Source organism: Chryseobacterium sp. OV279, from assembly GCF_900128945.1.
Lineage (GTDB): Bacteria > Bacteroidota > Bacteroidia > Flavobacteriales > Weeksellaceae > Chryseobacterium.
Genome location: NZ_FQUD01000001.1, coordinates 448,148 through 461,226, shown reverse-complemented (window position 1 = coordinate 461,226; position 13,079 = coordinate 448,148). Strand labels below are relative to the sequence as shown.

11 protein-coding genes are annotated in these 13,079 nt (G+C 37.6%); 6 read left to right on the top strand and 5 right to left on the bottom strand.

The window, feature by feature from the left end; genetic code table 11:
• Nucleotides 1-14: 14 nt before the first annotated feature.
• Both trmD and BUA72_RS01950 read right to left on the bottom strand, forming a co-directional pair.
• Complete coding sequence (gene trmD, locus BUA72_RS01955) at nucleotides 15-686, bottom strand: tRNA (guanosine(37)-N1)-methyltransferase TrmD (protein WP_072921619.1); 672 nt, start codon at nucleotides 684-686, stop codon at nucleotides 15-17.
• Nucleotides 683-1,945, bottom strand: a complete 1,263-nt coding sequence (locus BUA72_RS01950) for an NAD(P)/FAD-dependent oxidoreductase (RefSeq protein WP_072921618.1) — start codon at nucleotides 1,943-1,945, stop codon at nucleotides 683-685. Before BUA72_RS01950 ends, trmD begins: the two co-directional genes overlap by 4 nt.
• A gap of 72 nt (nucleotides 1,946-2,017) precedes the next feature.
• On the opposite strand from BUA72_RS01950, the gene BUA72_RS01945 reads away from it, so the two are divergent.
• From BUA72_RS01945 to BUA72_RS01935, 3 genes are read left to right on the top strand one after another with little or no spacing between them, the layout of a single operon-like run.
• Complete coding sequence (locus BUA72_RS01945) at nucleotides 2,018-2,743, top strand: hypothetical protein (protein ID WP_139259475.1); 726 nt, start codon at nucleotides 2,018-2,020, stop codon at nucleotides 2,741-2,743.
• Nucleotides 2,736-3,206 carry a hypothetical protein gene (locus tag BUA72_RS01940; protein WP_072921616.1) on the top strand — a complete coding sequence of 157 codons (471 nt, stop codon included), beginning with the start codon at nucleotides 2,736-2,738 and terminating at the stop codon, nucleotides 3,204-3,206. Before BUA72_RS01945 ends, BUA72_RS01940 begins: the two co-directional genes overlap by 8 nt.
• Before the next feature lie 33 nt (nucleotides 3,207-3,239).
• A complete protein-coding gene (locus tag BUA72_RS01935) occupies nucleotides 3,240-4,103 on the top strand; it encodes a glycoside hydrolase family 25 protein (protein WP_072921615.1) in 864 nt (287 codons plus the stop codon).
• A gap of 174 nt (nucleotides 4,104-4,277) precedes the next feature.
• Here the strand turns inward: BUA72_RS01935 and BUA72_RS01930 are convergent, their stop codons facing one another.
• Nucleotides 4,278-5,924, bottom strand: coding sequence for an alpha/beta fold hydrolase (locus tag BUA72_RS01930; protein WP_072921614.1), 1,647 nt, complete (start codon nucleotides 5,922-5,924; stop codon nucleotides 4,278-4,280).
• A gap of 145 nt (nucleotides 5,925-6,069) precedes the next feature.
• Nucleotides 6,070-6,582 (bottom strand): 5' nucleotidase, NT5C type, encoded by a 513-nt coding sequence (locus tag BUA72_RS01925; RefSeq protein WP_072921613.1) that lies wholly within the window; start codon nucleotides 6,580-6,582, stop codon nucleotides 6,070-6,072.
• 379 nt (nucleotides 6,583-6,961) lie between these two features.
• On the opposite strand from BUA72_RS01925, the gene BUA72_RS01920 reads away from it, so the two are divergent.
• Entirely contained in the window at nucleotides 6,962-8,854 is a 1,893-nt protein-coding gene (locus BUA72_RS01920; protein ID WP_072921611.1) for an ABC-F family ATP-binding cassette domain-containing protein, read from the top strand.
• Nucleotides 8,855-8,947: 93 nt separating this feature from the next.
• Here the strand turns inward: BUA72_RS01920 and BUA72_RS01915 are convergent, their stop codons facing one another.
• Nucleotides 8,948-10,003, bottom strand: coding sequence for a Gfo/Idh/MocA family oxidoreductase (locus BUA72_RS01915; RefSeq protein WP_072921609.1), 1,056 nt, complete (start codon nucleotides 10,001-10,003; stop codon nucleotides 8,948-8,950).
• Nucleotides 10,004-10,191: 188 nt separating this feature from the next.
• Between BUA72_RS01915 and BUA72_RS01910 the strand changes: the two genes are divergently transcribed.
• Together BUA72_RS01910 and BUA72_RS01905 are read left to right on the top strand one after the other, a co-directional pair.
• On the top strand, nucleotides 10,192-12,474 hold the full coding sequence (locus BUA72_RS01910) for a TonB-dependent siderophore receptor (protein WP_072921607.1): 2,283 nt from the start codon (nucleotides 10,192-10,194) through the stop codon (nucleotides 12,472-12,474).
• Nucleotides 12,475-12,560: 86 nt separating this feature from the next.
• Complete coding sequence (locus BUA72_RS01905; RefSeq protein ID WP_072921605.1) at nucleotides 12,561-13,076, top strand: hypothetical protein; 516 nt, start codon at nucleotides 12,561-12,563, stop codon at nucleotides 13,074-13,076.
• The last annotated feature ends 3 nt before the right edge of the window (nucleotides 13,077-13,079 follow it).

The following is a 13,079-nucleotide window of genomic DNA, read 5'->3' as shown; positions in this document are numbered from 1 at the left end:
TTTACTTATTGTTTTTACAGTAAATCCGGACGCTTCTCCTGAGTAATCCTTACGGCTTCTTCGTGACGCCACTCTTCAATCTTCGCAAAATTACCACTTAAAAGTATTTTTGGAACCTCTAAATCTTTATAAACTTCAGGTCTTGTATAGATAGGCGGCGAGAGAAGATCATCCTGAAAACTGTCCGTAAGGGCACTCTGCTCATCATTTAACACTCCGGGAACCAGCCTGATGATAGAATCTGCCAGAACGCATGCTGCCAGCTCTCCTCCGGTAAGTACATAATCCCCGATTGAAATTTCTTTGGTAATATGAAGGTCACGAACTCTCTGGTCAATGCCTTTGTAATGACCACAAAGGAAGATCAGGTTATTTTTGATAGAAAGGGAATTGGCAATTTTCTGGTTCAGGGTAACACCATCAGGTGTCAGATAGATCACTTCGTCATAGTCTCTCTGGGATTTAAGCTCAGTAATGCACTTATCAATTGGTTCTATCATCATCACCATTCCGGCTCCGCCTCCATAAGGCTCATCATCTATCTGCTTGTGTTTATTGATCGCCCAGTCTCTCAGCTGATGAAAGTGAACTTCTACCAAACCTTTATCCATTGATCTTCTTAAAATAGAAGTCTGAAACGGACTTTCCATCAATTCAGGAAGTACGCTTATTATGTCAATTCTCATTGTAATGTTCCGTTTTTCTTATTCGGTGAAATAATTAATCTTAAAGAAGAATCTTTGTTGAAGTAGCTCCACATCCAGTTGAAAAAGACTGCCAGTTTATTTCTGACACTCAGAATCAGCATCAGGTGAAGGAACATCCAGAAATACCACGCCAGGAATCCCTGGAATTTGATAAACGGAAGATCTACCACAGCTCTGTGTTTTCCAATGGTTGCCAGTGAGCCCTGATCTTTATACTCATACTCTACCCACTCGCTTTCGTTCTTCTTCAGGAAATTTTTCCCTAAATTTTTTGCTTGATTAATGGCTACGTTTGCTACCTGCGGATGTCCCTGCGGATACTTTGGAGTTTCCATGTAGGCAATATCCCCGACTGCATAAATATTATCGTAACCTTTTATTTTATTAAATCTATCTACTATATATCTGTTTCTCACTAATTTTTCCGCCGGAAATCCATCGACTACATTTCCCGTAACTCCTGCTGCCCAGATCACATTATTGGACGGAATATCTTTTCCGCTCTTCATGTATACCTTGTTGCCATCATAATCCGTAACGATCTCACCGCTTAAGAAAGTAACGCCAAGATCCTTAAGATATTTTTCAGACTTTTCCTGAGCCTCGCTGCTCATGACAGCCAGAGGTTTTTCGGTAGAACTCACCAGAATAATTTTAAGCTGGTCAAAATTCATGTAGGGATAATCTCTCGGAAGAATTTCTTTTTTCATCTCTGCAAAAGCTCCTGCCAGCTCTACACCGGTAGGCCCGCTTCCAACAATAACGATATTCCAGTTACCATCGTCGCTTCTGCTTTTTTCGAGAATCAGCTTCTCAAAGGTCATCAGGATATGATTTCTGATTCCTATCGCTTCCTGGGTATTTTTCATCCCGAAAGCTCTTGATTCCATATCTTTATTACCGAAGAAATTTGTTTTACATCCGGTGGCTATGATGAGTTTGTCATAGGTAAATTCGGCTTCATCCGTGATCACTCTGTTGTGCGCCGGATCAATTTCTTTTACTTCGGTAAGACGGAACTGTGTATTTCTGGATTGCTGAAAAATTTTCCGGAAAGGAAAGGAAATATTGGAAGGTTCTATCCTCCCGCACGCAACCTGGTAAAAAAGCGGCTGAAACATATGATGATTCACCCGGTCCAGAACGATTACTTTTTTGTTCCTGTTATTCAACGTTTTTGCAAGCTGTAGCCCCGCAAATCCTCCTCCTATAATGATGATTTTTTCGCGTGTTTCCATAATACAAATTTAAAAAGAATAAATGACTAATGGTAGTAAACTTGTTGTTGATTTGATTTAAAAATCATAAATTTGAATATACAAATTAATTGTTTAAGTAACAATTTTGTAATACAAATGGCAAAAAAAACAACTGAGAAAGAAGATGTCACTGAAAAGGCTGTCAGAACGGAAGGTTGGACTCTAAGTAGTGCTAACTATATTGTCATTGAACCTGCATCAAATTATGAAAGGGTACTGAAAATTTCAAAAGAAGGGTTAATAAACCCATCAACGGCAAGTGTGGATGTAACTTCTGCCTCATTCAGTTATGCTGATGAAAATGAGAAGTTAGTAGCCAAGCTGGAAAAACGAGTGGCTTATATGGAAAAAATTATTTTTTCAGACAGATCAAAATTTTTGTCCAGAAGGCAACGGCATTACGCTAAGGAATACGTTACAACCTACAATTTAGAATCTCCTTATGAAGATAAAATTTATAGTGTTTCGTTTGAAAAAAACAAGTACATTTCCAATGAAGACAATCTGTGGAAAGTAATATACATCATGGATCATAAAGAGATTTTTGAAAGTACTCTTCATGAATTTGACAATCATATCAATGATGATTTTATAGAAGCATTATTCAGAAAATCATCTTCTCATTACTATATTGATCATTTGTCTAATAGGATTTTCACAAAGAAAAATTCTGATCAGGATCATTACAAATTGATTTCCTTAGCCGGTCTGCTGGAATACCTTACCATTAATGAAATTGAAGCTTTAATTCAACAAGGCATAATGGCTTATGAATAATTCAAGAAAAACTGAATTACTGATAAACTTAGGACCTTTAACATTACCCTTCGGAAGAACCTCAGAACCCGGAAGAAGTATTGAAAAAGGGGCGGCAGTTCTTTTCCCGTCTTACAATGCCAACAATAATGGTGCTCCGGGTGATGTTGTTTACTACAATGACGAAGGAGGCAGAAATAACAATAAAAAGGACAGCACTTATCTTTGGGTCATTAACGACAATGGAGATCTCTTAATCCTTTTAGAACAGACACCCAATAAAAATTCACTGAGAAAAAATGTTTGCCATACCAATATTACCGGAGGGGCAGAAGCTTATCAGGGAGGTGAATTATGGTTTATGACCAGTCAAAAAATAATTATCAATAGAAAGTCCGGTAGATACGGAGGAAATGATAGTCAGGAAAAATATATTATAGAATATTTTGAATTATCAGGCTACGAGGTCAGTATTACGCCTTAGTATTCCTAAATTTGCAGCCTATCTATTTCTTTTATGACACCCAGAAAGTACACCAAAAAAACGGCCAAAAAGGTACATGAGAACCGTCGGAAGAATTATTTTTTCCGGAGAAAAGTAATATTGGCGGTTTTAATTATTGCTTTAATTGGGACGGGATTTTACCTGAAGCAGTCTATCAGCTATTATTACGCATTATACTTTAATAAATTCAGTCATAAAAAACTTCACAACAGCGAAACAGAAACTTTAAGGATTCAGAAAATACTCTCTTCGAATCTGGATAAAACGTATGGTTTTGACGTTTCGCATTATCAGAACAGAGAAGATATCAAATGGGACAGTTTAAGCATCGGCAATAAAACCATTCCGCTTGAATTTGTAGTGATGCGCGCTACGATGGGAAACCGGAATGCCGACAAACATTTTGATGAATTCTGGGCAAAAGCTCAAAAACATAATCTGATCCGTGGAGCCTACCATTTTTACAGGGCTGATGAAGATCCTGTGATCCAGGCCAATAATTTTTTAGCGAACGTAAAGCTGGAAAGTGGAGACCTTCCTCCTATTTTGGATATCGAAAAAATTCCAAAAAGAAAGACCAATAAAAAACTGATCGAGGATCTGAAAATATGGTGCAGGATCGTAGAGGAAACTTATGGTGAAAAACCGATTATCTACACTTACTATCATTACTACAAAGATTTTCTGAAAGGTGAATTTGATGGCTATCCGCTCTGGCTGGCCAATTACAACGATGTTCCTTCACCAACTCCCAATGATCACTGGGATTTCTGGCAGTTTACGGAAAACGGAATTGTTCACGGCATCAATTCCAAAGTAGATCTTGATATATACAACGGAAGTACGTGGTCTTTGAAGAGAATGACGCTGGATTAGAAGGCAGGAAGGTGGAAGCCAGAAGATGGAAGTTCTGAAACCAGAAAGAACTATTATCCCCAAACTTATGCACTTTTAAAATCAATTTAAAATTTAATCAGTTAATGAAATGACTGATTAAATTCAATCGTCTACAACATCTCCCAGCTTCCATCTTCCCTCTTCCATCCCAAATTATTTCCCCAGAAACTTCAAAATATCTGCATTCAGTTCATCTGCTTTTTCAAAAGGAATCATGTGGGTCGCATCTTTGTAGATCTTCAGCTCTGCATTTGGAATTTCTTTGGCGATCATTTCCGTATGGTCCTGTTTGATCACATCCTTATCTCCTGCGATTACCAAAACAGGGCTTTGTATTTTTGAAAGATCTTTTTTGCTGATATGAGGTTCTTTCAGCATGATTGTTACCAGTCTGCGTTCGTCGAATTTCTCCGGTTTGTTCTCAATATTCAGTACCAGAAGCTGGTTTTTCATATGATTAACCAGTCTTTCATCAACACCTTCAGGAAAAGCATTAGCTCCTATAGCTATTAATTTATTCAGATTTTCCGGATATTTTAGAGCAAACTCAAGTCCTGTGATTCCACCATCACTCCAGCCTGCAATATTGATTTTCTTTAAACCCAACTTATCGGCAAGCGCTTTTATATCCTCTGCAAATTGAATATAGGTAAACTGCCTGTGAGAAGTATCGGTACTTTTACCCTGTCCTCTGGTATCTACCACAATCACTTTGAACTGTTTCGAAAGAACCGGAATCTGCTGGTAAAAATCTTTTATACTTCCTGAATTTCCATGAAGAAGAAAAAGAGGTTCTCCTTCCCCGTAGATTTCATAGTAAAGTTTCGTGTCTTTTAATTCAATATAACTGCCTGAAGATTCATTTTTCCCATAGCCGGAATTTTCAGATGCAGCCTGATATTGGGACACATCGGAAACCAGCCCTTCAAGGTCATCCCCTAAAGCTGCTGCTTCATCTTTGGTATTTTTTGCGCTTTTATCCACTTTTACATCTATATTGATCGCCGGTGCCGCCAGTGTCATTTTATGCCAGTCTCCATAAAACTTCCTCATAAATCCTGTCCGGAACAACGCTGCACTGATATTAATCTTACCATCAAATTCTTTCAAAAACTGAATTCCGACAAAGAATTTCCCCTGCACCCAAATATTATGCTCGTTGACATCCAGTGTATAGGTTCCGTCTTTGATCATATCCTGCGTAAGTTCCACAGTGATTTCTTCATCCAGAATATTTTCATTTGGAAATCCGTTTTTCTCACTGTAAATACTGTACCGCATCAGTACGGGCCTATCGGAAGTGTAGCTGGCAATATTCAGATTGATATTTTTGATCTTTGAACGTTTGCTGGCATTAAATTCCAAAGCCGTTTCACCAAGGAAATCTTCTTTCTTAAATTTAGAATTCACGGAATACAGGACACTTTTCGTTTTGGTATTGACGCCCCAGTTTTTATCAACCAGTTTCTTGACTTTGATGTTGACTTCTTTTATATTCTTAACCTTTTCTTTTAATAATATCTGTCTGCGGTCCTGCTTTCTGAAATTCTGTACGGTTTCCGCATACGGTTCATAGCCGGGAACTTCTATTCTGAGTTTTCGGGAAGCATCCAGCCCGGAAAGATCAATGGAAAAATTCCCCTTTTCATCGGAAACCGTTCCTGCATTTTCTTTTTCTATTCCGATTTTCACGTAAGGAACAGGCAGGTTATCATTTTTGGAAATCACAGTTCCGGAAATTACCTGTGCATGGAAAGAATAAGCGGCTAAAAGAAAGAATAAAGTATTCAGTTTTTTCATGGTGTAAGTTTGCTGCAAAATTCTTTATTTCCGGCATTCAACACTCATAACAGCTTATTAAATTTAAGATCCGTTTAGTTAAATTTTCTGTAAAATATCACCGGTTTGTGATGCGAATTCTAAAAAATGTATAAACTTTCCTTTTTTACAGGATATTCATGATGTCTTGCCATGAATGCACTCTTTTGTAATTTTCGTTTTCAATCAGTTCGTTGTGCGGCTGAGTGAAGATTAATTTCTCCCCTGCAAAATGATCCAGATTCTTAGGATAATCATCAATCATTACATCTCCGTGGACTACTCTTTTACTTCCGCATAAAACGATCTGCTCCCAGCTGATAAACGGAAAGTGTTCTGCCAACCAGTCAAATTTTTCTCGTAAGCTGTTGGGAAACTCCATTCCTGCGGAAACGATATAGAGTTCGTACTTGTTGTTAATGTATTCCAAAGCGTCGCGGCTTCCTTCCATTACAGCAAGTGTTCTGAAAAAACCTACTTCATTAACGTGTTTCTTTCCATTCGGGAATGCTTCTATTTCAGACATTCCAGCGAGACCTGTGATCTCAATTTCTTTTCCTGAGTCTCTTTTTTCAAACTTCACCAGCTGATGGTATACATCCGCCATCACCCCGTCCATATCGACAATTACTTTTTTCATTATTTTAAATAAGATTTAGCATTATGTGGTAGCAAAAATCAAGCCTTAGCTCAATCAAAATTAGGGAATGTGTTTGGGGAAATTTACTTGATGGGTATTAAATAAATCTTAATTTTTGGGGCTGGAGGATGGAAGAGGGAAGATGGGAGTTATGGAAACCGAAAGCATGACTGGATCACAGTCTTATTAGTTTGTCAAAAATATGTCTTCAAATTTTGTGGTAGCCAGTAAAATTATTGTCCAATAGTAACTTCCAGCCTCCTTCTTCCCTCTTCCATCTTCCTTACCCCTAATTCACTTCATTAGGTCAAACTTTTCTAGTTACATTTTCGTACTTTTGCCGCTGAATACAAAATCAATATCAAACCATTACATTCCAATGAATTACGTTTCTGTCGAAAATCTTACTAAATCTTATGGCATCAAAGTTTTGTTCGAAAACATCTCCTTCCACGTTAATGAGGGTGACAAAATAGCCATCGTTGCCAAAAACGGAAGCGGAAAGTCTACCCTTCTTAAAATATTAATGGGGAAAGAAATTGCAGACAGCGGAACTGTAACTATTAATAAAGACATCCAGGTAGTTTTATTTGACCAGGAAATCGAGTTTGATTCGGATCTTACCATTGACGAGTTTATGATGACTCTGGATTCTGCGCCCATTCAGGCTCTGAAAAATTATCACAAATCACTTCTTTCCACAGATTATGATTTCATTGAAAAAGCTTTGGCTGAAATGGAAATTCACAAAGCATGGGATCTTGAGAATGATATGAAGCAAATTCTTTCCCAGCTGAAGATTACAGACCTAGAGGCTAAAATGGGAACTCTTTCCGGAGGGCAGATCAAACGTGTGGCTTTGGCCAAATTACTGACTGAAACCAGAGCGGAACACCGTCATACTCTTCTGATTATGGATGAGCCTACCAACCACCTTGATGTGGAAATGGTAGAATGGCTGGAAAGTTATTTAAGCAAAGCAAAAATTACATTAATCCTGGTTACTCACGACAGGTATTTCCTGGATGCTGTTTGTGGAATTATCTGGGAAATGGAGGATAAAAACCTGTATTTCCATAACGGTTCTTACGCGACTTATCTTGAAAACAAAATGATTCGTGAGGACAATATGAATTCTACCATCGACAAAGCCAATAATCTTTACAGAAAAGAACTGGAGTGGATGAGAAGACAGCCCAAAGCAAGAACTACAAAATCAAAATCCAGACAGGATGACTTTTATGAAACTGAAAAAATAGCGAAAACCGATACGAGAAAAGAATCTCTTGAACTCGATTTCGAAATGAAGAGGCTTGGAAACAAAATTCTTGAACTTAGAGATATTTCCAAAAGCTATGGTGATAAATTATTATTAAAAGATTTCAGCTATCAGTTTCAGAGAGGCGAGAAAGTAGGAATTGTAGGAAAAAATGGTGCCGGGAAATCTACTTTACTGAATATTATTCAGGGACTTGAACCCAAAGATTCAGGAGAAATTGAAACCGGAGAAACGATCAAATTTGGATACTTTTCACAAAAAGGACTGAAGTATAAAGAAGATGAAAGAGTCATTGATTTCATTAAAGAAATTTCTGAGAACTTTCCTTTGGCTAATGGGAAAACGATCTCTGCATCACAGTTCCTTAGATTATTCTTATTTGATGATCAGACGCAATACTCCCCTATTTCAAAACTTTCGGGTGGTGAAAAAAGAAGGCTGCACCTGATGTATATCCTGTATCAGAACCCTAACTTCCTGATCTTTGATGAGCCTACCAATGACCTGGATCTTCCTACATTGACTGTACTGGAAAATTTCTTACTGAACTTCCAGGGAAGTTTGATTATTGTTTCTCACGACAGGTATTTCATGGACAGAATTATTGACCATGTTCTTGCTTTTGAAGGCGAAGGAAAAATCAGAGATTTCATAGGAACTTTCTCCGAATACAGAGAAGCGAAAAGCCGTGAAGATGCACAGGGAAAAAATACAGCCCCTAAACCGGAACCTGTAAAAGAAATTGTTGTAGCAGCACCAGAGGTTTCTCAACCTGCTTCCCCAAAAAGAAAAATGTCTTTCAAGGAACAGAGAGAACTGGAAACGATAGAAAAAGAAATGCCTGAACTTGAAGAAAAACGCGCCAGGATCATGGATCAGCTTAATAATGAAACGGAATATGAAAAGGTAGCCAAGCTTTCTGCGGAACTGGAAACCATTTCTGAAAAGCTGGAGGGATATGAGATGAGATGGCTGGAGCTTCAGGAAATATAAATAAGTTAGAGGGTTTTAGAGTAAGAGTGTATTAGGGTTTAAACCCAACGCTTTTACTCTAAAACACTCCAACTCACCCACTCTCAGACTCTCCTACAAATAAACCACTTTCTCCCCTTTCGAACTCTCCAGAGAAGCATCAATGATCTTCATATTCTGAACCACTTCTCTTCCCTGAGACGGCAGTGCATATCCGAAGACAATATATTCATAAATTTGCTGGTAGTAATCCATATAATTTCCGGGATCGCTGGACGTGAGCATTCTTTCTGTTTCTGAATTTTCATTCAAATAATTTAAAATTCCGTCTGTTCCCTCTAATGGCTTCGTCCATTCGTTCCCGTAAACAGGTATAGATCCGGCTACCAATTCATTTTCCTGATTATCAGTTCTTTCCTGCAGGAAACTTCCTTTTTCTCCGTGAATATTATAAGCATAGTGTGCTTCTTTCGTAAAAACCGATGATTTCAGTCTTACCCTTAAATTATTCTTATAATATAGTAAGATCTCAAAGTAGTCATTGGCATACTCTTCACCTTTCATAGAAAATACGTCTGCGAAAAGCTTTTCAGGATATCCGAAATACTGTACCGCCTGATCTACAAGATGAGCTCCCAGATCGTGAAGTGATCCAGAACCTGTCTGCTGAGGATCTTCTTTGTGCTGTTTTCCGCTTGGTGTTGTACGGAATCTGTCAAAACGGATCTCTGCTTCTTTAATCTCGCCTAATTTTCCTTCATTCAATATTTTATGAACCTGTAAAAAATCGCGGTCGAATCTTCTGTTTTGGTACACGCTTACAAATAATCCTTTTTCTTCGGCCAGATTCACAATTTGCTCAGCTTCGGAAACGGTTACAGTAAAGGGTTTTTCAACGATTATATTTTTCCCAGCCTCAAGCGCCATTTTCGCATATTCAAAATGGGTCTGTACGGGGGTATTGATGATCACAAGCTCAATATCTGCATGCTGAAGCATCTCCTCCACCGAACGGTAAATGGTAGCTTCCGGATATTTTTCTTTAGATTCTTCTTTGCTTCTTTCTACGATAGCAGCCATAAAAAATCCCGGATGTTCTTTCAAAAACGGAGCATGAAATACTTTTCCGCTCATTCCAAAGGCACAAAGTCCTGCTTTTACCAATTGCATATGTATATATTTTTTAACAAATATATTCAATAATCCTCAGTTTAACAGCCTTTGACAACAGCAGCCCTTTTTATCACATCTTCAAAGTATGATAAAAATCATTTTATTATTTTTATTAATTCTAAATTAATCCTTTCCGAATTCTTATTTTTGCCGCTATTTAAAACTGTTCTACATAAAAATAAGAAATGAAAAAACAACTAGCTTCTTTAGGTTTTTTATTGGCCGCTTTATCTGTAAGTGCGCAGATGAAAAACCTTGAAACCGATACCATCAGGTCTCAAACCATTGAAGACATTAATCTTCACAAAACAGGAAATCCCAACCAGGCAAGAACATTATCTACGAAGTCAGCTCTTACGGTAATGGAAAATCCTCAAGCCATCTCAATCGTAACGCACGAAATTATTGAGCAGCAACAGGCAAAACAACTGAGCGATGTTATTCAGAATATCAACGGTATGTACGTGACTTCATCCAGAGGAAATTCTCAGGACAGTTTTGGAGGCCGTGGTTTTATTTTAGGTAACGATAATGTTTTTAAAAACGGAACGAGAGTTAACAGCGGAGTATTTCCTGAAGTAAGCGGTTTAGAAAGAGTTGAGGTATTGAAAGGAGCTAATGCAATGCTTTACGGAAATACGGCTGCAGGAGGAATCATCAATATGATCACCAAAAAACCTAAATTCAATTTCGGAGGAAGCATAGGACTCAATGGAGGAAGCTGGAATTCATATAAGCCCACTGTAGATATTTATGGTCCGTTATCTAAGAATATTGCGTTCAGAGTAAACGGAGCTTATGAATACGCTGAAAGTTTCAGAGATGTGGTACAATCTGAGAAGTATTATTTCAATCCTTCTATCTTATTTAATTTGAGTTCAACATCTCAGTTGATTGTAGAAGCGGATTATCTTAAGAATAATTTTACTCCGGATTTTGGGATTGGTTCTATCACCAATAAAGATTTGAGCTATTCTATGAACAATTATGTGGATAGAAATACATTTTTCGGTACAGACTGGCAATATCAAAATGTAGAACAGGCTTCCGCGAATGTGACCTTCAATCATCAAATAAGTACCAACTGGACATTGAATGCAGTTGCTTCTTATCAAAACTATGTAAAAGACTATTTCTCATCCGAGCGTGTGCAATGGGGATATGATAAAAAAATATCGGAGACCCGTCTGTCATGGACCAGACCTTTTAATAAAACCAACAACAGAAGTAAATATGGTTCTGCACAAGTGAATATTAACGGAGAATTTAACACCGGATCAATCAATCATAAATTACTAATCGGAGCTGATGCTGACTACAACCAGGCAGACGCTTATGCTTATAATGTTATTGCTCCTGTTAATGTTCTGTTCCTTGATGACCCTTCAACATGGGGAAATATCGCAATGCCGGACAGTGGTGAAAATGCACTGACAAGAATCAATACAAGAAGAGCGGGTGTTTATGTACAGGATTATATAAGTCTGACCAAACAGTTTAAAGTAATAGCTGGTGTCCGTTGGTCTTATGTAGAAAATATGCCTTCTATAAAGACTACGTATGCAACGGCAACAAAGCCTTTGGATAAAAACTTTGTACAAAACTCTGCAACTTCGGATCAGGCGTTCTCTCCAAAGTTAGGGGTGGTTTATATGCCTAATGATAATCTGTCTGTATTCGCTACTTATACCAATTCATTTGTTTCCAATGCAGGATATATGTCTAATGAAATCGGTTCTTTAGATACTTCAGGTACGGTTGCACAGGTGAGAGACAGAGTTAACAATCTTCAGAAGCAAGGTATCAACCCAACTACTATTGATCAGTATGAAATCGGAGCGAAGAAAAACCTTTGGAATAATGCCCTGGCTATTAACCTTACGGTATATCAGATTTTACAAAATAATAACTACCAGAACTTCTTTTACGTAGATAATACGGGAACTGTACAAACCCCTGATACTAATCTTAAGGAATTTGCGGGTAAAATGAGAAGCCGTGGTGTTGAAGTGGATATCACAGGAAATCCTACAGAAAACCTTTCTATCATCGGTGGTTTCTCTTATAATAATTCTGTATATATTGACACCCCTGAAAAAGGATATGTAGAAAAACAAAGACTGGTAAGAACTCCAGCTACTACAGCCAATGCATCTGTGTTTTATAAATTCACCAATTATGCAAAAGGATTAAAAGTAGGGGCCGGTATCTATTATATTGGAGACAGAATAGCAGGTTGGAATGATTCAAAATCTACCAATGTTACCAGAAAGGATGTCAGCAGAATGTTCGAATTAAAAGATTACACTACAGTAACTGTTTCTGTAGGCTACGAGTGGAAAAAATTCTCTATTCAGGGGAAAGTTGGGAACTTATTCGATGTAGTGAACTATAACGTACACGAAAATTACTCGGTAAACCCTATTACTCCAAGAAACTATTATTTCACACTGACGTATAAACTTTAGAATTAAAGAACGAATAATTTCATCAATCAAAGGGGAAATTGCATTTTTGCAGTTTCCTTTTTTAAATTAAACAAAAACAATACGATATGGATAAGATCAAGGACACAAGAAGTTTCATGAGAATTACGCACCGCTATCTGGGCTTTTTTCTTGCAGGAATAATGGCTGTATATGCAGTAAGCGGAGTTCTGCTTGTTTACAGAGATACTGATTTCCTTAAAAAGGAAAAAAAATATGACAAAACAGTTGCGGTAAATCTTTCTGAAAAAGAATTAGGTAAGGAGCTAAAGATCAAAGGGCTGGAAGTAGAAAAAACCGAAGGAAATATATTGTACTTTAAACAGGGAACATACGATGCAGCCTCCGGAAAGGCAAAATATGCTAAAAAAGAACTTCCTTTCGTTCTGGACAAGATGGTGAAACTTCATAAATCCCAGTCCAAGGAAACATTATCCCCTCTGAATACATTTTTCGGGATCTCTTTATTTTTCTTTGTAATCTCCAGTTTCTGGATGTTCAATCCAAAGACAAAAGCCTTCAAAAGAGGAATCAAGTTTGCTATTGCAGGCCTTATCATTTCAGTGATTCTTCTGTGCATATAAATT

Coding starts and splice junctions, on each gene's coding strand:
- trmD (WP_072921619.1), bottom strand. CDS start 686: ATGAGAATTGACATAATAAGCGTACTTCCTGAATTGATGGAAAGTCCG.
- BUA72_RS01950 (WP_072921618.1), bottom strand. CDS start 1,945: ATGGAAACACGCGAAAAAATCATCATTATAGGAGGAGGATTTGCGGGG.
- BUA72_RS01940 (WP_072921616.1), top strand. CDS start 2,736: ATGAATAATTCAAGAAAAACTGAATTACTGATAAACTTAGGACCTTTA.
- BUA72_RS01935 (WP_072921615.1), top strand. CDS start 3,240: ATGACACCCAGAAAGTACACCAAAAAAACGGCCAAAAAGGTACATGAG.
- BUA72_RS01930 (WP_072921614.1), bottom strand. CDS start 5,924: ATGAAAAAACTGAATACTTTATTCTTTCTTTTAGCCGCTTATTCTTTC.
- BUA72_RS01925 (WP_072921613.1), bottom strand. CDS start 6,582: ATGAAAAAAGTAATTGTCGATATGGACGGGGTGATGGCGGATGTATAC.
- BUA72_RS01920 (WP_072921611.1), top strand. CDS start 6,962: ATGAATTACGTTTCTGTCGAAAATCTTACTAAATCTTATGGCATCAAA.
- BUA72_RS01915 (WP_072921609.1), bottom strand. CDS start 10,003: ATGCAATTGGTAAAAGCAGGACTTTGTGCCTTTGGAATGAGCGGAAAA.
- BUA72_RS01910 (WP_072921607.1), top strand. CDS start 10,192: ATGAAAAAACAACTAGCTTCTTTAGGTTTTTTATTGGCCGCTTTATCT.
- BUA72_RS01905 (WP_072921605.1), top strand. CDS start 12,561: ATGGATAAGATCAAGGACACAAGAAGTTTCATGAGAATTACGCACCGC.